Genomic DNA, 21025 nt, shown 5'->3' on the forward strand with positions numbered 1-21025 from the left:
ATCGGTTCGCTCGGCTCCCTCGGCTCCCTCGGCGCGGGGCGCACCACCGCGCCGATCGGCCGCTTTAGGTATCTCGGCTCAGCCGCGGCGCTCCGTCGCGGAGGCGAAGCCCAGCCAGGTGTGCCGGTTGCCCGCCCAGCACCAGCCGAGCTTGGGAGCGTCACGGCGGTCACGTCCGTCCCGCCCGGTGCCGTTGCTGATCCAGAGCGCGGGGGTACGGGCGTCCAGTGCGCCGTTGGCCTTGCGCAGCCGGGAGCCGATGGTCATGAAGCAGTGGTTGCGTTCCAGGACGGCGGGCTGTTGCAGCACCCAGTGGGCACCTTCGGTCAGCAGCAACGGTGTGCGGGCCTGCGCGGTCAGGGCCGGGAGGGCTTCGTCCGGGCTCCAGTTGGCCATCTGATCGCCCCGGTCGAGTCCTTTGAGGAGGTAGAGCGGGGTGTCGGGCAGCATGACCGTGTCGAGCGGGGCGAAGAGATCGACATCGGGCATGTCGGTGACGACGAACCCCGGCTTGCCGGCGCGCCGGAGCAGCGGCGCGAGAGCGGAGGCCGGAGCCCGGTCCGGGTGCACGGCAAGGAGGGCACCATCGCCCGCATTCGAACTCGCGGAGACTTCGGCGAAGGTACGCAGCTCCGCGGCGGTCACTCCCGCGCTCTCGTGCACCCCCAGCTCGATCAGGCGCTCGGCCTGCGCGCTCAGGGCGGGGAGTGCGGGAAGGACATCGGAGGTGGGGTGCTTGGTTTCGGGCACGTTGCTCCCATGGGCCGTGTGGTGCGGTGTGGTGGACGGGTCCGGGGAACGAGACGGACCGCGAAAATGTTCCCGCCTCGCCCCCGGCCGCGCCACGGACCGGCTCAGAGCATGATGAGCAGGCGCGTATTCGGCTTGAGTTTCCTGTTCACCGAACGGCTCTGCACGTAGACCTCCAGCTTGGGATTGTTCCCGGCCTTCACGGAGACGGTTCCCTGAATTCCCGTACCGAACAGGAGATTACGTGCCGCGTCGCCCGTGTAAGCGCGGTCGGTGTCCTTCTCGACGACGATGACTTCCTTGTTCGGCTGGACCTGGGCGCGGGCGCCCAACTGGTAATAGCAAGCCCCGCGTTCGTATGACACTCCCGGATGCGAGTTGACGAACGGGCGGATCTCCATTTCCTTGTCGACCTTCAGGAGCCGGTATCTGTCGGCCGGAACGGGTTCGAGATTCGCCCGCACCTCGTCGACCGATATGTCCTGGCCGACCGCGAACAGATTCTTTGTGCCGCGCACTCCCTGCTCCCGGCCCCGCAGGAAGCTGGTGGCGGCCGCGCGCACGGTGCCGATCGCCTCCTCGACGCCCTGCTGCGAGTCCGCGTCCCAGATGGCGATGTTTCCCGCCGGGAAGCCGTAGTTCTGTGCGGTCCGCTTGGCCAGGGAGTTCGGCACCAGGATCGCGGAGGTCCAGTGGCCCGGGAGCCCGCCCATCCTCGCCGTGATCCTGTCCAGCCAGGGCCCGAGGATGCTCATGTCCCCGTTGTGCCGGCGGTCGCCCCCCGACGCGTTCTCCTCGCCGTCCGTCACCACGATCTGGAGGAAGCTGTGCTCGCCGTATTCCTCCCAGATATGTCCCAGATCGTCCAGGGACTTCAATGAGGCCTCGATGAGCGCCGTCGCGCCATTGTTCACCTGGTACAGCCCCCGCATGGACGGAAGGTGCTTCACGTCCATGTCCCACACCAGGTTCTCCACCCTGTGGTCGAAGGAATAGAGGCTGATCCGCGTCTCGTGGCCGAGGCTGTCGGATTCGGCCTTGAGCCCCGCCACGAATTCATCCACCACACGCACCAGTTGATTCTGGTGCGGCCGCATGGAACCCGAACAGTCCACGACCAGCGCGACGTGATTCACCTTGTGCTGGATCCTGTTTGCGGACATGATTCTGCTCCCCCTCCGATGTCCCCGAGTGATGTTTTCACTCTAGGGGGAGGCACTGACAACGGACCTTGAGCTGCCGCCCACCCCGCCGCTCATTCCGTCGCCCCGACGCTCACCCCCTCGACAGCCGCAACGTGACGAGCTCGAACGGCCCCAGCGCGAGAGCGAGTCGGGGCCCGCACTCCTCTGCGGCCAGGGGACGTTCCAGCAGATCGCAGCGCGTGGCGCCCGTGACCGCGAAACCCGGCGTCAGGTTCACGGTCGCGCGTCCGCCCACGGATTCGTAGAGGCGGACGACGACATCGCCCGACCCGTCGTCGGCGAGTTTCACCGCGCTGATGACCACGGCGTCGTTGTCGACGCCGACCAGGGGCTGGACCGCCGCCTCTGCCGCTCCGTCGACCCGGCGTTCGGGCAGCGAGAACGCATGTCCTTCGCGCACGGCGTCGCCGATGCTCGCGCCGGGGATCAGGGTGTGCCGGAAGCGGTGGAGGCCCTGATCGGTCTCCGGGTCCGGGAAGCGCGGCGCGCGCAGCAGAGAAGCCCGCACGGTGACCGTCGTGTCCGGCCTGCCGCCCGTGCCACCGGCCCCGCCGGCCCCGTTCGTGCCGGGGCGCACGGTGCGGGTGACGTCATGTCCGTAGGTGGAGTCGGTGACGAGGGCGACGCCCCAGCCGGGTTCCTCGACGTGGACGAAGCGGTGGTTGCATGCTTCGAACTTGGCCGCCTCCCAACTGGTGTTGACATGTGTGGGGCGGTACACGTGCCCGAACTGGGTCTCCGCGGCATAGCGTTCGGCGTGCACGCTCAGCGGGAAGGCGAGCTTCAGGAACTTCTCGCGCTCGTGCCAGTCGACCTCGGTCTCCACCTCCAGCCGTCGCCCGCCCGGGGGCAGGCGCAGGATCTGGGTGACATGTGAGTCGTTGAAGGAGCGCTCGATGCGCACCGCTGTTCCCTCAGCGGTCACCGAGTCGGCCGTGGTGAGGTCGACACCGCTGTTGCGGTAGAACTTGTCGACGTCCCAGGCGTCCCACGCGTTGGGCAGGTCCTGGTGCAGTTGCAGGAGGTTCCCGGGCAGGCCGGGAGGGACGGACTCCCTCCCGGCGCGGTGGTCGTAGAGCGAAACGAGCAGACCGCGCCCGTCGATTTCGGCCTTCACCCGGCCGTTGTCCAGTACGTATCCGCCGTCCGCTCGCGCCGAGAGCGTCGCCTCACCCTCGTCGCCGCCGGACGTCGCACCGCCACCCGGCGCGATTCCATGACGGGCGTGCGGCGCCGAGTTGAAACACATCCGTGCCGGGCCGTCACCCGCGAGCGCGGACTGCGCCTCGGCGATGATCCGCCCGAGCTCCTCGGCCACCGCCCGGTAGGTGGCCCGCGCTTCGCGGTGGACCCAGGCGATGGACGAGCCCGGCAGAATGTCGTGGAACTGATGGAGCAGAACCGTCTTCCAAAGCCGGTCCAACTCCTCGTACGGATAAGGGAATCCGCTGCGGACGGCAGCTGTCGCCGCCCAGAGTTCGGCCTCGTGCAGCAGCTGTTCGCTGCGCCGGTTGCCCTGCTTGGTCTGCGCCTGGCTGGTGAGCGTGGCGCGGTGCAGTTCGAGATAGAGCTCGCCCACCCACACGGGCGGGTCGGGGTACTCGGCCTCGGCCGCGGTGAAGAACTCCTCCGGGCGCTCCCAGCGCACGGTGGGGGAGCCCTCCAGATCGGCGAGCCGCTTGGCCTTGGCGACCATCTCACGGGTGGTGCCGCCGCCCCCGTCCCCGTAACCGGTGGGTGCGAGGGAGCGGCTGGCGGCGCCCTTGTCCTTGAAGTTGCGTGCCGCGTGCGCCAGTTCACCGCCGTGCAAAGTGCAGTTGTAGGTGTCGACGGGCGGGAAGTGGGTGAAGACGCGGGAGCCGTCGATGCCCTCCCACAGGAAGGTGTGATGGGGGAACGAGTTCGTCTTCGACCAGGAGATCTTCTGGGTCAGCAGCCGGGACGAGCCGGCGGCCCTGATGATCTGGGGAAGCCCGGCGGCGAAGCCGAAGGTGTCGGGCAGCCACACCTCGTCGTTCTCGATGCCGAACTCGTCGAGGAAGAAGCGTTTGCCGTGCACGAACTGGCGGGCCATCGCTTCGGAGCCCGGCATGTTCGTGTCCGACTCCACCCACATGCCTCCCGTCGGCAGGAACCGGCCCTCGCTCACCGCCGATCTGACCCGCGCGTAGACCTCGGGCCGGTGTTCCTTGAGCCAGGCCCACTGCTGTGCCTGGGACATCGCGAAGACGAAGTCCGGCTCCTGCTCGATCAGCGCGGTCATGTTGGCGGCGGTGCGGGCGACCTTGCGGACCGTCTCCCGCAGCGGCCACAGCCAGGCCGAGTCGATGTGTGCGTGGCCCACCGCACTGATGTGATGGGTGGAGGCGGGCGCGGGCGCGGACAGCACCGTGGTGAGTTCCGCGCGGGCGGCGGGGGCCGAGGCGTTCACGTCCTGCAGATCGACGGCGTCCAGAGCCGCCTCGACGGCGCGCAGGATGTCCCAGCGCCGGGCCGAGTCCGCGGGCAGTTCCGTCATCAGCTCACCCAGGACCTCCAGGTCGTGCACCAGGTCCCAGACCTCATGGTCGAACACCGCCAGGTCCACGGCGCCCAGCGTGTACATCGGTGCCCGACCGGCGGTCTCGCGGTCGCCCAGCGGGGTCGGCCGGTACGGGCGGCCGTGGAAGAACTCCGGATTCGACGCCGCCTCGATCCGCAGGTCGACGAGCTCGCCGCCGCTCACCGGGTCCCCGATCCGGATCCACTGGTTGCGCGGGTTGAGACCCTTCACGGGGGTGCCGTCGGGCCGGTGGACGAGGCCCTCGCACTGGAAGCCCGGCATGCTTTCGGTGAAGCCGAGGTCCACCAGGGCCTCCACGGTCCGTCCCGCCCATTCCCCGGGGACCTGACCCGTCACCGTGAACCAACTGGTCCCCCAGGGGGCGCCCCAGCGCTCGCCCGGCGCGATCGGGCGCGCGGGCGCGGCGAGACCTTCGGCCACGGGGACGGGTTCGTCCGGAGCGGTCCACACCGTGACCGTGAGGGGATGGCGCAGGGGGTACACGGCGGGGCGGATGCGTTCGTCGAGAACACGCCGGAGCCGGGCTTCGATCAACGCGCGATCGTCATGCATCCCGGCCCCTCTCGAATGCGGCAGGCCGCTGCTGCGCCGCCCTTACCCGCGCCACGTCGAGCTTGCTGGAGCGGTCGAACCGGTAGATGCCGTTCTGCTCCTGGAAGACGTCCGTCAGCTGGGTGTAGCAGTAGCCGAACATGTCGGCATCGTCGAGCAGCACACCTGTCAGCCCGGCGAACCGGTGGTGGAACGCCTCCTCGTCGCGTGGGCGTTCGCCGTACCCCCAGGACACGAGCCGTTCCTCGTCGGCGGCCTGCGCCTCCTCGGGGTTCCACCAGATGCCGCCGAACTCGCTGCAGAAATAGGGCTGTCCGCGGTAGGGCAGGGACCAGGTGGACTCCGGATTCTCGTCCTGCGGGTTGATGAAGGGGGTGTCCTTGTCCAGACCGGTCATCAAACGGCCGAACACTTCGGGGTCCTGCTCGTAGCAGTGTGAGTCGTACACGTCCGTCTCCAGCACGCGGTGTGCGTAGCCGGAGGTGTCGAGGACCGGCCGTGTGGTGTCGGCGGCCTTGGTGGCGAGGAACATGGCGCGGGTGACGTCGTCGAGGACGCTCTGCCGGTCCGTGAGTTCCTGGCGGGTCTCGTTGAGCGGACACCATCCGATGACGGAGGGGTGGGAGTAGTCACGCTCCACGGCCTCGAGCCACTGGGCGACGAAACCGCGGGTCGGCTGCTGGTTGTCGCCGCTGACAGGGCCCGTCGCCGCGCCCCAGTCCCCGAACTCGCCCCACACCAGGTAGCCCAGGCGGTCGGCGTGGTGCAGGAAACGCTCCTCGAAGACCTTCTGGTGCAGGCGGGCGCCGTTGAAGCCCGCCGCGAGGGAGAGCTCGATGTCGCGGATCAGCGCGGCGTCGTCGGGGGCGGTCATCAGGCCGTCGGGGTACCAGCCCTGGTCGAGGACCAGACGCTGGAAGACGGGTTCGCCGTTGAGCAGGATGCGTTTGCCGTCGACGGTCACGGCGCGCAGCCCCGCCGTGGACACGGTGCGGTCGATCACGCCGCCGTCGGCGTCGAGCAACTCCAGGACCAGCTCGTACAGGTGCGGGTCCTCGGGCGACCACGGGCGGCGCCGGTCCGCGGGCAGCGGCAGGACCAGGCGCGGCGCGAGATCGAGGTCGGCAGGCACGGAGCTGTCCACGACCACGCCATGGGCGTCCCGCAGTTCGCCGCGGACGACGTGGCCGACGCGGGAGCCGGAGAGCGGAACCTCCACATGGAAGCAGCCGGCGGCGAGGTCGGGCGTGATCCGGGGGCGCCGCACATGTGTGTCGGTCACCGGCTCCAGCCACACGGTCTGCCAGATGCCGGTGGTCCGCGTGTACACACAGCTGTGATTGCGGTACTCCGTGGACTGCTTGCCACGGGCCTGCGGGCCGCGGGCACTGTCCCGGGCACGCACCACGATGACGGCGTCCTGACCCGCCCGCGCCACCTCGCCGAGGTCGGCGCTGAACGGGGTGAACCCGCCGCTGTGCCGCACGACTTCGCGGCCGTTGACCCAGACGGTGGCGTCGTGGTCCACGGCCCCGAAGTGCAGCACCGGCCGGCGGCCCGCCCATGTGTCGGGGATGCGCACCGTGCGGCGGTACCAGACCGCGTGGTGGAAGTCGGTGTCGCCGATCCCCGACAGCTCCGCCTCGGGGCAGAACGGAACGACGATGCGGTCCGGAAGTTCGGCGTCGACGAGTCCGCGCTCCAGGCCACTGTCGCCGGGGTCGCGGGCGAACTGCCAGGTTCCGTTGAGGTTCAGCCAGTCCGCGCGGACGAAACTGGGCCGGGGATATTCCGGTCGGGGTATCGCCGCCGAGCCGGACACGGCTTCGGTCGAGTCTTCGGTCGAGGAGCGCGAATCAGGCATGGGCTGAGGTATCTCCTGCGGCAGGGGACAGGGAGGACGCATGCGTCGCCGAGCCATCCCAGCATCAATTTGCAGCGCTGTAAATGGGTGCGCTGGAACGCGGCGGGACGCGTGTGTTCCCGTGGAGCATGTCCTTGGGTGCCGCCGTCAGCCCGCCGGTGCGGCCGGTGCGCTCTCCCTGACCACGAGCGAGTGGCCGACGATCTCATGACGGCCGAGCCCGTCGTACCCGTCGATGCGCTCCAGCAACAAGTCCAGTGCGCGGCGCGCGAGTTGAGCGCCGTCCGCGCGGACAGAGGTGAGGCTCGGGTGCATGGACGAGGCCAGTGTGATGTCGTCCCACCCCGTGATCGCGACGTCCGCAGGCACCCGCAGGCCGCGTTCGGAGAGGGCCCGCAGTGCCCCCAGGGCGGCCAGGTCGTCGCGGCAGAGGACGGCGTCCGGCGCCATACCGGCATCGAGCGCGGCGGCGAGAGAGGCGCAGGCGGCGTCCGCGTCGGCCACGCTGCCGGTCACGACCAGCGAGGGGTCGACGGGCAGGCCGCAGGCCTCAAGTCCCTGCTGGTAGCCGATGAGCCGCTGCTTCGACGTCTCGGAGGGGGCGGGCACCTCGGCGCACAGGAAGGCGATGCGCCGCCGTCCCGACGCGGCCAGATGCCCGACCACCTGCGCGGCCGCCGCGATGTTGTCGATGCGTACATGGTCGACGCTGAGCGGGGCGATGCTCTCGCCGAGCAGGACGACCGGTACGTCCCGGCGGTGCTGCGCGATCTCGGTGGACGTCAGATAGGAGGGCTGGAACAGGACTCCGTCGACGATGCCGGCCTCCTCCGCGGAGAGGATCGCCCGCTCGACCTCGATCGTTGAGCCCGACTCTTCGAGCAGCAGCCGGTAGCCGCGCGCGCTCGCCTCCTCCGCGATGACGTGCGCGAGCTCGGCGAAGTAGGGAATGCGGAGGTCGGGGAAGGCCAGAGCGATCATTCTGGTGCGGCCGGTGGCGAGGTTGCGCCCGCGCATGTTCGGTCGGTAGCCGAGTTCGTCGATCGCGTTCTGGACCTTGGTGCGCGTGCTTTCGCGCACGTGCACGTACCCGTGGACGACATTGGAGACGGTCTTCGGTGAGACGCCCGCAAGTTTCGCGACATCGCTCAGCCGGACGTTGGGCACTTCGCCTCCTGGGGTGACGCCGAAGACGCCGAGTTCTGATGTCGCGCGACGCTCAACTTTAAGCGACAACTGGTTGACACTCATTTTTACAGCGCTGTAAGTTCGCCGCGCTCGCTTGCATACATGGCTCACGCGCCCCGAGGTTGCGTGACGGACCTTTGGAGGCAACGAGGTGACGATCAAGAGAGGGCGCCCCACGCGACCGGACACCAGAGGTGTCAGCCGCCGCACTCTCGTGGCGTCGGCCGGCGCCGGTGCCCTGCTCGGGGCGGTCGGACTCACCGGCTGCGGCGGCGGTTCGCCCGGCCGCGGTGCGACCACCATCCGCTTCTACGAACAGAAGCAGGAGGTTCTCGCCTACTTCGACAAGCTCCTGCGGCAGTTCGAGAGGCGGCGCCCGGGAATCCGGGTGATCCATGACGACACGACGATCATCGCGCCGCAGTTCGTCCGCGACGACCCCGCGGACGTGGGCTGTTTCAACGACAACCTGGAGCTGGCCCGCTACATCGAGCGCGGAGTGTTCTCCGACCTGTCGGACCTGCCGGCGGCCCGCCGCATCCCCGCCGACATCCGCGTACTCAGCGAGCGGTACGCGAAGTACCCGGGCCGGATGAGTGTCCTGCCCTACTCACTGGCCGCCGCCGGAGTCATCTACAACAAGCGGATCTTCGCCAAGTACCGGCTGCCCGTGCCGACGACCTGGTCCGAGTTCGTGGACGTGTGCAAGGAACTCAAGTCGGCCAAGGTCACGCCGATCTACGCCACCCACAAGGAGAACTGGACGATCTGGCAGGGGCTGTTCGACTACGCCGTCGGCAGTCTCGTCGACACTCCGTCCTTCTTCGCCCGGCTCGACGAACAGGGCACCGACATCGGACCGGACTCGGCGGTCTCCTTCCAGAAGGACTTCGCCGTGCCGATGGAGCGCGCCCGCACCCTCACCAGGTACTTCAACCGGGACGCCGCCACCCGCTCCTACCCCGACGGCAATCTGGCCTTCGGCCAGGGCCGCGCCGCCATGTACTTCCAGGGCCCGTGGGCGCTGTCCCAGATCGCGGCGGTCGACCCGGACCTGGAGGTCGGGACCTTCGCGCTGCCCGTCACGGAACGGGCGCGCGACCGGCAGGCACGGGTCAACATCGACCTCGCGCTGTGGATCCCGACCGGCTCGCAGCACAAGGACGAGGCCCGCGAGCTCGTCAACTTCCTGATGGAGCCCGAGATCATCGACGGATACAACCAGGACAACCTCGCGTACGGAGTGACCGGGGACGCGCCACCGGCGAAGGACCCGCGGCTCGCCGGACTCCAGCCCTACGTGGACGCCGCCGCGTTCTACCCCGGAGCCGGAACCTTCATCCCGACCTCCATCCCGCTGGGCAACTACCTGCAGAGCGCGATCTCGACGGGCAACTTCGAGTCCATGCTCAAGCAGCTCGACAGCGACTGGCGGCGCATCGCGATCCGCACCTCGGTGTAGACCCACTCATCCTTCCCAGAGCCGCATCGAGGAGTACCCATGCCCGTTCCCGTCCGGGTCGCACGGGGTGCGGTCGGCGCGCGCCGCCGTGCCGGGCGCCGCCGTGTCGAACCCGTCTTCTACTGGTTCCTGCTGCCCACCCTCGCCCTGTTCACCGCCCTGGTCCTGCTCCCCGCCGTGGTCGGCATCTTCTACAGCTTCACGGACTACGTGGGCTTCGGCGACTGGTCGTTCGTCGGCATCACGAACTACCGGGCGGTCCTCACCGACCCGGCCGTCTTCTCCGCGTACAAGTTCACCATCGGCTTCGCCCTCGTCACCGTGGTCCTCACACAGACGCTGGCGCTCGCCCTCGCACTGGGGCTGACCAGCCGCATCCGGTTCGCGACGGCCCTGCGCAGCATCTTCGTCATCCCGATGGTGATCTCGGGCATCGTCATCGCCTACGTCTTCAACTACCTGTTCTCCAACTCGCTGCCGAGCATCGCCGGAGCCCTCGGAATCGGCCCGCTGGAGGACAGCATCCTGGGCAATCCGGACCTGGCCTGGATCGCCATCGTGATCGTGTCCTCATGGCAGACGATCCCCGGCGCGCTGCTGATCTACATCGCCGGACTGCTGTCGATCCCGGACGAGCTGTACGAGGCGGCCGCCCTCGACGGGGCGTCGCCCTGGCGGCGGCTCAGATCCATCACGCTGCCGCTGATCAGCGGATTCATCGTGATCAACACCATTCTCGGCGTCAAGGGCTATCTGAACTCCTACGACATCATCGTCGCGCTCACCAACGGCGGACCCGGCACCGCGACCAGCAGTGTCGCCATGGGGATCTTCACCGGTTACACGGGCGGCGACTACGCCTACCAGATGGCCAACGCGGCCGTCTTCTTCGTCCTCACCGTGGTGATCTCCCTGCTGCAACTGCTGGCCACCCGGGGAAGGGGCCTGAGACTCTGATGACCTCGAACCGTAAACGGGTCGACGCCCCCCGCTGGCCCCTCACCATCGTGCTCATGATCGCCGCGCTGGCGGTCGTCATTCCCCTGTACGTCGCCCTTGCCATGGCGTTCAAATCGACGTCCCAGGCGTCCGACGGCAACGCCTTCTCCCTGCCGTGGCCGCTCAACCCGGGCAGTTTCGCCACCGCCTGGCGGCTGACCGACTTCCCCGTCTCCTTCGGCATCTCGGTCGCCGTGGCGGCCGTGACGGTAGCGGGGACGCTCGTCCTCAGCTCCCTGGCCGCGTACGCCATCGCCCGCAACTGGGACCGGCGGCTGTTCCGCTGGTCGTTCTTCTACCTGCTCGGTGCGATGTTCCTGCCGTTCCCCGTCATCGCGCTGCCGCAGATCAAACTCACCGCCATGCTCGGCATCGACAACCCGGTGGGCGTCGCGCTGCTGCACATCGTCTTCCAACTCTCCTTCAGCGTGCTCCTGTTCACCGCGTTCCTCCGCTCGATCCCGGCGGCCCTCGAGGAGAGCGCCCGCATCGACGGCGCCTCGGCCTGGCAGATCTTCTGGCGCATCATCATGCCGCTCCTCGGCCCGATGAACGCCACCGTCGGCATCTTCGCGTTCCTGGCCTCGTGGAACGACTTCATGATGCCCTCGCTCATCACGGCCGACCCCGCGCAGCAGACCCTCCCCGTCGTCCAGAACATCTTCCAGAGCCAGTTCGGCACCAGCTACAACATCGCCTTCGCCTCCTACCTCATGGCGATGGCACCGACCGTACTCGTCTACCTGTTCGCCCAGCGCTGGGTGATCAGCGGAGTGACCCAAGGGGCCGTGAAGCAATGACAGCCATCAGGACCATGCCCTCCCGTCCTCAGGCCCGCCCCGACTCCGTCCTCCAGGGCGAGCAGTGGCGTATCACCGTCCTCACCGACGGGCTCGTGCGCCTCGAACGGTCCGAGGACGGCACCTTCGAGGACCGCGCCTCGACCTTCGCCCAGCACCGGGAGTTCAGCACCCCCGCGTTCACCGTCGGCGACGACAACGGCGTCCTCACCCTCTCCACCCCGCGCTTCCATCTGCGCTATGACCGGGGCGAGTTCAGTGCACAGGGACTCGTCGTCACCACGCCGGTCGGCGGCCGCTGGCGGTTCGGAGAGCCGGCGGACAACCTCGGCGGCACCGCCCGCACGCTCGACGACGCCGACGGGGCCCTTCCCCTCGAACCCGGCGTCGCTGCCCGCGGCGGAATCGCCGTCATCGACGACACCGCCTCGTTCCTCTTCGACGCCGACGGCTGGATCGCCCCGCGCGGACCGGGCCGCCGCGACCTCTACGTCTTCGCCTACGGCCACGACTACACCGAGGCCGTCAAGGCCCTGTACGCCCTCTCCGGCCACCCGCCGGTGCTGCCCCGCTGGGCGCTCGGCAACTGGTGGAGCCGCTACCACGCCTACACCGCCGACTCCTACCTCCAGCTCTTCGACCGCTTCGACGCCGAGGAACTGCCGTTCTCCGTCGCCGTGATCGACATGGACTGGCACCGCGTCGACTCGGTGCCGGCGCGGTACGGGACCGGATGGACCGGCTACTCCTGGGAACGCCGCCTCATCCCGGACCCGGCCGCGTTCCTCGACGAGCTGCACCGGCGCAACCTCAGGACCACCCTCAATCTGCACCCCGCCGACGGAGTGCGCCCCTTCGAGGACGCCTACCCGCAGGTGGCCCGCGCGCTGGGCATCGACCCCGAGTCCGACGAGACCATCCCCTTCGACCTCACCGACAAGGCCTTCCTCGACGCGTACTTCCGTCTTCTGCACCATCCACTGGAGGAGCAGGGCGTCGACTTCTGGTGGATCGACTGGCAGCAGGGCGGCACCTCACGCATCCCCGGCGTCGACCCGCTCTGGCTCCTCAACCACTTCCACTTCCTCGACTCCGGACGCGAGGGCCGGCGGCCGATGGCGTTCTCCCGGTACGCCGGACCCGGCAGCCACCGGTACGGGATCGGGTTCTCCGGCGACGCGGTCGTCTCCTGGGACTCACTGGCCTTCCAGCCCGAGTTCACCGCGTCCGCCGCCAACATCGGCTACAGCTGGTGGAGCCACGACATCGGCGGACACACCCGTGGCGTACGCGACGACGAACTGGCCACGCGCTGGCTCCAGTTGGGCGTCTTCTCGCCGATCCTGCGGCTGCACTCGGCCAGCAACCCCTTCATCCGCAAGGAGCCCTGGGAGTTCCCGCGCGAGCCACGGCACGCGATGGGGGAGGCGCTGCGCTTCCGGCACCGGCTGCTGCCCTACCTGCACACCATGAACCACCGCGCGGCGGCCGGCCTGCCCCTGGTGCGCCCGATGTACCACCTCGCACCGGAGAGCGAGGACGCCTACGAAGTCCCGAACCAGTTCGCTTTCGGCAGCGAACTGATCGTCGCCCCCGTCACGACCCCGCGCGACCCGCTGACGCTGCTCAGCGCCTCGTCCGTCTGGCTGCCGCCCGGCACCTGGACCGACATCTTCACCGGCACCGTGTACGACGGCGACCGCCACGCCGAACTCCACCGCACCCTCGACTCCGTCCCCGCCCTGCTGCGCGCCGGCGGCATCCTCCCGCTCGCCGCTCCGCACGAGACGGACGCCACGCGCAACCCCGAACACCTCGAACTGCTCGTCGCGCCCTCCGACAGCGGTTCCTTCACCCTGGTGGAGGACGACGGACGCGGGGACGGGACCGATCTGCGTACGGTCTCCACGCCCCTGCACTGGGACGCCACGGCGGGCGTACTGCGGATCGGCGCGGCGGCCGGGCCCGATGCCATCATTCCCTCCGAGCGGACCTGGACCGTCACCTTCCTCGCCGACCCGCCCACCGGACCGGTACGGATCAACGCGGAGCCGGTCGAAGTCGCCCATGGTGAAAGGCGGTTCAGCGTCCGGGCGACAGCGCCCACCACCTCCGAGATCGCCGTCGAGGTCAAACTCCCCGAAGCCGCCGTGGCCGACCTGGCGGCGGAGAGCATCCAGCAGATCCTCGCCGCCGCCCAGTTCGACAACCCCACCAAACTGAGGATGTGGTCCATCGTGACCTCACCCAAACCGCTGTCCGCGAAGATCGCCGCCCTGTACGCGGTGCGGGCCCCCGAGGCGCTGCTCGGCGCGGTCATCGAACACCTCACTGCACGGGAGCGATGAGGCGCGGCGGAGCCGGCGGTGAAGTGGTGGCCGCTGCCGCCGGTGCGACACTGGAACGGTGACGGACGACAGCGGACGGCAGACCGAGCGGCGCCTGGAGCGGACGATCCTGGAGTTGCTGGACCGTCGAGCTCCGACGTCGTCGATCTGTCCGTCCGACGCCGCGCGGGAGGCGTACGAAGGTGAGGGCGAGGGCTGGCGCGAGCTGATGGAACCGGCGCGCCGGGCCGCCCGGCGGCTGTCCGAGGCCGGCAAGGTCGAGATCACCCAGGGCGGCGAGCCCGTCACATCGACCGGGATCCACGGCCCGATCCGCATCCGCCGAACGCGCTGACGGCGAGCGCGCTGACGGGCAGGCGCCCCGGCGTCGTCAACCTCGCTACCCATACGAGCGGAACGCGTGGGCTGCCGATGCGCGCGTCGCTCTGAACGGGGCACATGCTCCATCGCCTCAAGGTCGCTCAGAAACGGCTCGGACACGCCGTCGTCGCCGAACAGAAACTGCCGTGATTCGAGCAGCGCCGTAACCCTCCCGGTCATGTTCGGCTGCGTTTTGAACGCCGCGGATGACGCAATCCAACAGGGGCCCTACGGCGCTCCGCGGATCGCTAGCGTGGCCCGCGGATATCCGGAACGAGCTCGGAGGTGAAAGATGGGCGCTGCTGAGGATGCGGCATCTGTAGGCACGATGCCTGTCCAGCAGCTACGTACAGGTGACCATGCCTTCGTCGGTTACGACGACGACGCGGACGACGGCGGCAGGGACGTGGTGGCCGAGTTCGCGTGGTCGGGGCTGGCCAAGCGCGAGAAAGTCATGGTCTTCGCCGCCCCGCAGCTGGCGGAGGACGAGGTGTGGAGCCGGCTGGACGCCCCGGGGCCGCTGCTGGGCGCCGCCCGCGCCCGCGGACAGCTGGTGGTGAGCAGCATGCGGGCACTCATCCACCCCGACCGGAGCTTCACCCCGCAGCGGCAGTGGGAGCGCATCGAGGAGGAGACCGCCCTCGCCGTGGCGGAGGGCTACCACGGACTGCGTGCCTACATCGACATGCACTGGGTGAGGGACCTGGACGCCGATGTCGCGGTGATGATGTACCGCGAGTCCCACGCCCAGCATCTGTTCACCGACCGCCCGTACACCGAGATCTGCGCCTACGACCGCCGCGCCTTCGAACCCGGCGTCCTCGCCGCCATGTACGAGGCACACCCGTGCCGGTTGCTGTCCCGCCTCGGCCTCCTGCACGTCGAGCACGGGGACGACACGGTGCTGCTGGCCGGGGAGGCGGACCTCGCCACGCGGGAACAGTTCGGCGCTGCCGTGCGCCAGGGGCTGCTGCGCAGTGCGGAGGCCGGGTGGCTCACGGTGGACCTGGCCCGGCTCACCTTCCTCAGCGCCGCCTGCACCGTGGACCTGCTGCGGCTGATCGCGTCCTCCGAGCACGATCTGATCGAGGTGCGCTGCCTTCCGCGGGTGGCCCGCATATTGCGCCGGATGGACACCCAGAACCAGTCCAACCTGGTGGTCAGTGAGGTGATCCGCTGATGGCAGTGGCCGGTCACGGCGACCCGTCCGCCGTACCCCTGCTGGAATGTTTGTTCTCCCTGAGAGACCTGCCGCGGCTGCGTCTGCTCATCGACGAGTACGCCCACCGTGCGGGGCTTGCCGAACCCCGGCGCGGCGAATTCGTCGTGGCGGTCGACGCCGTGGCCACCAACGCGATCGAGCACGGCGGCGGCGGTGGCACGTTGATCCTCCGACGCGTCGACGGCCGTCTGGAATGCCAGATCCGCGATTGCGGTCCGGGCTTCACCGACGAGGTCATTCCCGCGCATGCGCCCCATATCGGCGACCGCACCGCGGGGCACGGACTCTGGCTCGCCAGCCTCGTCACCGATCACTTCACGGTCTCCGCGGGCTCCATCGGCTCGATCGTGGCGCTCGCCATGCGACTGCCTCACTGATCGATCGTGGACCGTGCCCGCCGACAGAGGCGTGCTGATCCCGCCGCGGGTACCACACGAGGTCCGTATGCTCGGCGTCTCCACCTGGAGCCTGTACATCGAACCGGACGCCGTGCCGTGGTGGCCGGCCTCGTGCACGGTCATCGAGGTCGGCCCCCTGCTGCGCGAGCTGCTGCGCGCCGCGAACGACCTCGACGTCCCCTACGACACCGCCGGTCGCGACGGCATTCTCGTCCGCCTTGCCCTGCACGAACTGCGCCGGACGGCGCCCGTACCCTTCGCGATCTCCCTTCCGCGGGACGAGCCGTACCGTGCGCTGTGCCGCGCCTACCTGGCCGCGCCCGACGTCACGCTGACGAACACCGACTGGGCGCGTGCAGCAGCGATGAGCACGCGCACCTTCGACCGCCGCTTCCGCGAGCTCACCGGTACGAGCCCCGCGACCTGGCGCGCACGGGCGCGGCTGCTGGCGAGCCTGCCGCTGCTGGCCACCGAGAGCGTGACCGCGGTCGCCTCCCGCCTCGGCTACGCGTCGCCCGCCGCGTTCACCGCCGCCTTCTCACGAGCGTTCGGCTCGCCGCCGTCCCACTTCCGCTGACCGAACGAGCCGCCCGGTCAAGGGTGTTGACCCCGGCCTTCGTTGTAGTCGGCGAGTCGGCTGGGCGACAGGTCCGCCGGGTCCTCGCCCGCCTCCAGCAGGGTATCGGCGGGTCCGATGACGAGCGGGTCGGCCTTCCCCACCGCGTCCTCGTCCCGGGACTCGTAGTCGAACCGCAGCAGGAGATGGCGCATGGCTTCCAGCCGTCCGCGGCGTTTGTCGTTCGTCTTCACCACGGTCCACGGCGCGTGATCGGTGTCCGTCGCCCGGAACATCTCCACCTTCGCGCGGGTATAGGCGTCCCACAGGTCCAGCGAGGCGACGTCCGTGTCCGAGAGCTTCCACTGGCGTACGGGATCGACCTGGCGGATCGCGAAACGTGTGCGCTGCTCGGCGCGGGAGACGGAGAACCAGAACTTGACCAGGACGACACCGTCGTCCGTCAGCATCTTCTCGAACAAGGGGGCCTGTTGCAGGAACTGCCGGTGCTGCTCCGGGGTGCAGAAACCCATGACGGGCTCGACACCGGCCCGGTTGTACCAGGACCGGTCGAAGAAGACGATCTCACCGGCGCCCGGAAGGTGGGAGACGTAGCGCTGGAAGTACCACTGGCTGGCCTCCCGCTCGGTCGGTTTGTCCAGCGCCACGACCCGGGCCCCACGCGGATTGAGCCGCTCGGTGAAACGTTTGATGGTGCCGCCCTTGCCGGCCGCGTCACGGCCCTCGCAGAGCACCACGACGCGCCGCCCGTGGTCGCGGACCGACTTCTGCAGCTTGAGCAGTTCGATCTGCAGGAGGCGCTTGCTGCGCTCGTACTCCTGGCGCCGCAGCTTCTGCGTGTACGGATAGTTCTCCCGCCACGTGCGCAGCGGGCGGCCCTCGTCGTCGAGGAGTACCGGTCGCTCGGGCTGGGAGTCGTCGACCTGCAGTCCGTCGAGGAGGATCTTCTCCTCGTCCTTGCCGCTCAACGTGGTCTCCTCACGGGTGTGTCGGTGGGAACGCAGGCGCCTGCACTGCAGGTCATACCCCGTCCACGGCGTTATAGATCACCAGGGTCTGCTCCGCGTTCCCGGCCACATGGAACGCGGTGTAGGCATACGTGCGAACCTCCCGCCCCGGTGGTCTCAGCCGCTTGTGCCCGCCCCTGCGGGCCATGACCTCGAAGCGCGGCCACCACTCGCGTACCTCGGGACTGCCCTGGTGCAACTCCTCGACGAGCCGGGCGTAGCGCGCGTCTCCCGGGTGGCCGCCGGCCAGGGTGCGGACCCGGGCCAGCAGGCCTCGGGCCTCGGGCTCCCAATCGACCAGGACCTCCCGGGCGACGGGTTCCAGGAAGACCCAGCGCACGAAGTTGGGCGGCCGCTCCCCGCCGGTGAACAGGCAGGGGAACATGTCCTCGGCCGCCCGGTTGTGGCTGAGCACGTCATAGGTGCCGTCGATGACGTACGCGGGGTGCGGCTGGAGGAGCTGCGGAACGGCCGCGACCTCCGGAGCGAGCGATTCCGGCACCGCTTCCCCGGCCGCCGGGACGCGCCCGGCGAGCTGGAGCAGATGCTCGCGTTCGTGCGGGGCGAGCCGCAGGGCGGCCGCGATGGCGTCCAGGACCTGGTCCGAGGCCCGGATGTCCCGCCCCTGCTCCAGATACGTGTACCAAGTGGCGCTCATCCCGGCCAGCAGCGCCAGCTCCTCGCGCCGCAGCCCCGGCGTGCGGCGCCGCCCCGTCGAGGGCAGACCCGCCTCGCGTGGCGTGATCCGGCCCCGGCGGCTGCGCAGGAAAGCGCCGAGCTCGGCGCGGCGCACCTGGGCCTCGGACATGGGTGGGTACCACCTTTGGTTCCAGAATAAGTCGGCTCTGGATACCAGATTAAGCCCGCCGCAGACTGATGGAGAAGAGCCCGGAGGGCATCGGTGCGAGGGCCCGGAAGGGCATCAGCCCAGTGCCCGGAAGGGCATCAGTGCGAGGGAGAACAACGTGTCGGGTATTCAGGGCAAGGTCGTGGCCGTCACCGGAGCGAGCAGCGGTATCGGCGAGGCTGCCGCGCTGGCCCTGGCGGAACGCGGGGCGCGGCTCGTCCTCGGCGCACGCCGCACCGAGCGGCTCGCGGAGCTGGCCGGACGGATCGAGAAAGCGGGCGGCGAGGTGGCGTACCTGCGCACGGACGTGACCCGCAGCGACGATCTGCGGGCCCTGGTCGCGCTGGCGGGGGAGCGGTTCGGCCGGCTCGACGTGCTGCTGAGCAATGCCGGGGTGGGCACCGTCTCGCCCCTGGACGACCTGCGGACCGATGAGTGGGACCACATGGTCGACGTCAACATCAAGGGCCTGCTGCACGGGATCGGCGCGGCGCTGCCCGTCTTCCGGGCCCAGGGCGCCGGTCACTTCGTGACGACGGCGTCCACCGCCGCGTACCGTGTCGTGCCGGCGATGGCCGTGTACGCCGGGACCAAGGTCGCGGTGCGGGCCATCTGCGAGGGGCTGCGCCAGGAAGCCGGGCCGGCGCTGCGGGTGACCACCGTCTCGCCCGGGGTGACGGACACCGGTTTCGCCGACGCGTCGAGCAACGAGCGGGTCCGCGCGGGTATTTCGCGGATGCGCGACGAACTCGCGATCCCCCCGGCGGCGATCGCGCGGGCCGTCGTCTTCGCCGTCGAGCAGCCCGCCGATGTCGATGTCAACGAGATCGTCGTCCGGCCGACCGCGCAGAGCTGACGCGGAATGTGGGCCGTGTGGCCCTTTGCCCGGTCACGTTCTCGGGTGACACTGGTCAGGTCGGCCGGAGCGCACGAGCCGGCCGACCGGTGGGGCCCGCTTCGGCAGTGAGGCGGGCGACCGCCCGGTCCTTCACCCGGCAGGCCGCTGTCGAGCCGCGACGCTCTTCACCCAGCCGTCGACGCCGACGACCTCCGCCCACTGCGGGAACAGCCGCTCGATCAGGACCCGGTGCACTTGCGGATCGGTGTCCAGACAGGCGTCGGAGAGGACGGTCAGCCCGAAGTCCGGGTCGTTCGCCCGGCACAGGGTGGACAGGACCACGGCGCTGGTGGCGATGCCGGTGAGGACGAGGCTGTCGATGCCGCGTGCCCGCAGCACCACGTCGAGATCGCTGCCGGAGAACGCGCTCGCCCGCCTCTTGGTGACCACCACGTCCCCGGCAGGGGCGCGACCTCGGTGCCCGGGGCGGAGCCCGGCCTCGGCGATGGCGGCAAGTGCCCTGTTGCGCCTGGTCACTCACGAGAAGGGCGCTGCTCATGTCGTCTCCAGGAACGTAGTCGGTTCTGCGGTGCGACGGGCCGGGCGCCGACGCGTGCGCTCGGGCCGCCAGGTGGTGACGAGGGCAGCGGCGAGGAGGAGTTCGGCGATGTCGCCGCCGTAGTACATGATCTCGGCGCCTCCTCGGACCTGGTCGGCAGGCGCGTGCACGTTCAGGAGGAAGCCGCCGTAGATGAGTTGGGAGAGCGCGGCGTGCGCGGCGACGGCGATCCCGAGGACGACGAGCCGGGCGGGCACACCCGGCCTGGCCGGGGCGGGGTCGGGGCCGGCGACGACCCAGGCGAAGAGGCAGCCGGACAGCAGGAAATGAGCGTGCATCAGCCAGTGCAGGACGGGCCGGTCCAGGGTCGCGTTGTACAACGGGGTGAAGTACAGCACCGCGAGGGTTCCGGTGGACAGGACCAGAGCGGTGACCGGATGGCCGAGCAGCCGGGCCGGACGGCTGTGCAGCAGGCCGGTCAGTGCGCGGGCGCGGGCCGTGGGCAGGGTACGCAGCAGCAGGCTGATCGGCGCGCCGAGGACCAGGGCGAGGGGCGCGTACATGCCGATGAGCATGTGCTGGAGCATGTGTCCGCGGAAGTCCCCGTGCGCGAAGGTGGCCAGCGGCGGCAGCAGACCCACGGCCAGCAGGGCGCACCCGGTCAGGAAACTCGCCGTCCTCGGCGTTCCCCAGCCCTGGACGGGATTGCGGCGTCGGGCCCGGCCCGCCAGGACGACGTAGGCGACGGCGAGCGCGAGGACCGCGGCCGCCGGCAGCAGCGTCGCCCACAGCTCGCCGCCCGCGCTCTGGCCGTGCGTGGGGTGGTGCGTGCCGCCGCCCATCAGACGTACCGGCCGGCCTGCTCGGTGGCGCCGGACGCGTCGGGGTCGAAGGGGCGGCCGGTGCTCCGCAGCGCGTATCCGCCGACGATCAGGAGCAGGCCCAGGAGCAGGAAGGCCAGGTCCCACCAGAGCTGGTGCGGGCCGCCGTGGACGTGGTGGATGCCGAGGATCTGATGGTCCAGGAGGCCCTCGACGAGGTTGAACAGGCCCCACCCGACCAGGATCCAGCCCCACAGCACCCGGGACGTCCACACCTGGCGGCGGTGGTGGGTGACCCGCGAGTACAGGATGCCGAGGCCCAGGATGACCGCGACCCAGCAGACGGCATGGAAGATGCCGTCCCACACGGTGTTCATCTCCATCCCGGAGACGGTGTTCGCGGGGTAGTACTTCACACCGATCCGGTCGTCGTCGGTGCTGGTGAGCATGTGGTGCCACTGCAGCAACTGGTGCAGCAGGATGCCGTCGACGAATCCGCCGAGCCCCACCCCCAGCACGATCCCCGGTAGCTGAATGCTCCTGGGCGTCGCGCCCGCTCGCGCCTGGTCGGTGCCGGCCATCGCCTGTTCCGTCCGATCTGTCGGTCCGCCGGACACGCCGGTCCGCCGGATGCGTCTGCCTGACGCAGTACGCCTTCCCGCCGG

The 21025-nt window shown here is 69.6% G+C and carries 17 protein-coding genes and 2 pseudogenes; 9 read left to right on the forward strand and 10 right to left on the reverse strand.

The annotated features are described in order from the left end of the window. Positions 1 to 78 precede the first annotated feature (78 nt). From ABD366_RS18770 to ABD366_RS18790, 5 genes are all read right to left on the reverse strand, one after another. On the reverse strand, positions 79 to 750 hold the full coding sequence (locus ABD366_RS18770) for a DUF5701 family protein (RefSeq protein WP_324767771.1): 672 nt from the start codon (positions 748 to 750) through the stop codon (positions 79 to 81). A 104-nt stretch (positions 751 to 854) separates the two neighbouring features. After that, positions 855 to 1913, reverse strand: a complete 1059-nt coding sequence (locus ABD366_RS18775) for a vWA domain-containing protein (protein ID WP_324767770.1) — start codon at positions 1911 to 1913, stop codon at positions 855 to 857. A 112-nt stretch (positions 1914 to 2025) separates the two neighbouring features. Further along, the gene (locus ABD366_RS18780; protein WP_324767768.1) at positions 2026 to 5070 is read right to left on the reverse strand and encodes an alpha-mannosidase; all 3045 of its coding nucleotides are present in this window, start codon (positions 5068 to 5070) and stop codon (positions 2026 to 2028) included. Further along, positions 5063 to 6934, reverse strand: a complete 1872-nt coding sequence (locus tag ABD366_RS18785; RefSeq protein ID WP_324767767.1) for a glycoside hydrolase family 2 protein — start codon at positions 6932 to 6934, stop codon at positions 5063 to 5065. The genes ABD366_RS18780 and ABD366_RS18785 overlap by 8 nt, the downstream gene beginning before the upstream one ends. A gap of 147 nt (positions 6935 to 7081) precedes the next feature. Further along, positions 7082 to 8101: a LacI family DNA-binding transcriptional regulator gene (locus tag ABD366_RS18790; RefSeq protein ID WP_324767766.1), complete on the reverse strand. Its 1020-nt coding sequence runs from the start codon at positions 8099 to 8101 to the stop codon at positions 7082 to 7084. Between the two features lie 172 nt (positions 8102 to 8273). Here ABD366_RS18790 and ABD366_RS18795 point away from each other — a divergent pair, with 172 nt between their 5' ends. The 8 genes and pseudogenes from ABD366_RS18795 to ABD366_RS18830 form a co-directional block, all read left to right on the forward strand. Beyond that, complete coding sequence (locus ABD366_RS18795; protein WP_324767764.1) at positions 8274 to 9584, forward strand: ABC transporter substrate-binding protein; 1311 nt, start codon at positions 8274 to 8276, stop codon at positions 9582 to 9584. 39 nt (positions 9585 to 9623) lie between these two features. After that, entirely contained in the window at positions 9624 to 10541 is a 918-nt protein-coding gene (locus ABD366_RS18800) for a carbohydrate ABC transporter permease (protein WP_324767763.1), read from the forward strand. After that, a complete protein-coding gene (locus tag ABD366_RS18805; protein WP_324767762.1) occupies positions 10541 to 11383 on the forward strand; it encodes a carbohydrate ABC transporter permease in 843 nt (280 codons plus the stop codon). The genes ABD366_RS18800 and ABD366_RS18805 overlap by 1 nt, the downstream gene beginning before the upstream one ends. Beyond that, entirely contained in the window at positions 11380 to 13731 is a 2352-nt protein-coding gene (locus ABD366_RS18810; protein ID WP_324767761.1) for a glycoside hydrolase family 31 protein, read from the forward strand. Before ABD366_RS18805 ends, ABD366_RS18810 begins: the two co-directional genes overlap by 4 nt. Positions 13732 to 13789: 58 nt before the next feature. Continuing rightward, positions 13790 to 14065, forward strand: a complete 276-nt coding sequence (locus ABD366_RS18815) for a DUF3253 domain-containing protein (RefSeq protein WP_324767760.1) — start codon at positions 13790 to 13792, stop codon at positions 14063 to 14065. A 354-nt stretch (positions 14066 to 14419) separates the two neighbouring features. Next, the gene (locus ABD366_RS18820) at positions 14420 to 15271 is read left to right on the forward strand and encodes an MEDS domain-containing protein (RefSeq protein ID WP_324767759.1); all 852 of its coding nucleotides are present in this window, start codon (positions 14420 to 14422) and stop codon (positions 15269 to 15271) included. Further along, positions 15271 to 15690, forward strand: coding sequence for an ATP-binding protein (locus ABD366_RS18825; RefSeq protein ID WP_411293660.1), 420 nt, complete (start codon positions 15271 to 15273; stop codon positions 15688 to 15690). The genes ABD366_RS18820 and ABD366_RS18825 overlap by 1 nt, the downstream gene beginning before the upstream one ends. A 4-nt stretch (positions 15691 to 15694) precedes the next feature. Beyond that, positions 15695 to 16288: pseudogene (locus ABD366_RS18830) on the forward strand (helix-turn-helix domain-containing protein); the annotation flags it as partial. A 17-nt stretch (positions 16289 to 16305) separates the two neighbouring features. Here the strand turns inward: ABD366_RS18830 and ppk2 are convergent. Then, complete coding sequence (gene ppk2, locus ABD366_RS18835) at positions 16306 to 17256, reverse strand: polyphosphate kinase 2 (RefSeq protein WP_324767758.1); 951 nt, start codon at positions 17254 to 17256, stop codon at positions 16306 to 16308. A 52-nt stretch (positions 17257 to 17308) separates the two neighbouring features. After that, positions 17309 to 18103, reverse strand: coding sequence for a helix-turn-helix transcriptional regulator (locus tag ABD366_RS18840; RefSeq protein WP_324767757.1), 795 nt, complete (start codon positions 18101 to 18103; stop codon positions 17309 to 17311). Between the two features lie 157 nt (positions 18104 to 18260). On the opposite strand from ABD366_RS18840, the gene ABD366_RS18845 reads away from it, so the two are divergent. Beyond that, positions 18261 to 18998, forward strand: a complete 738-nt coding sequence (locus ABD366_RS18845; RefSeq protein WP_324767756.1) for an SDR family oxidoreductase — start codon at positions 18261 to 18263, stop codon at positions 18996 to 18998. A gap of 132 nt (positions 18999 to 19130) precedes the next feature. On the opposite strand, the pseudogene ABD366_RS18850 reads toward ABD366_RS18845, so the two are convergent. From ABD366_RS18850 to ABD366_RS18860, 3 genes and pseudogenes are all read right to left on the reverse strand, one after another. Continuing rightward, positions 19131 to 19517, reverse strand: a pseudogene (locus ABD366_RS18850) (cysteine hydrolase family protein); the annotation flags it as partial. An 18-nt stretch (positions 19518 to 19535) separates the two neighbouring features. Beyond that, positions 19536 to 20381, reverse strand: a complete 846-nt coding sequence (locus ABD366_RS18855) for a cytochrome c oxidase assembly protein (RefSeq protein WP_324767755.1) — start codon at positions 20379 to 20381, stop codon at positions 19536 to 19538. Then, the gene (locus ABD366_RS18860; RefSeq protein ID WP_324767754.1) at positions 20381 to 20941 is read right to left on the reverse strand and encodes a DUF2243 domain-containing protein; all 561 of its coding nucleotides are present in this window, start codon (positions 20939 to 20941) and stop codon (positions 20381 to 20383) included. Before ABD366_RS18860 ends, ABD366_RS18855 begins: the two co-directional genes overlap by 1 nt. Positions 20942 to 21025: the final 84 nt, after the last annotated feature.

Source organism: Streptomyces kunmingensis (assembly GCF_039533535.1).
Taxonomy (GTDB): domain Bacteria; phylum Actinomycetota; class Actinomycetes; order Streptomycetales; family Streptomycetaceae; genus Streptomyces; species Streptomyces kunmingensis.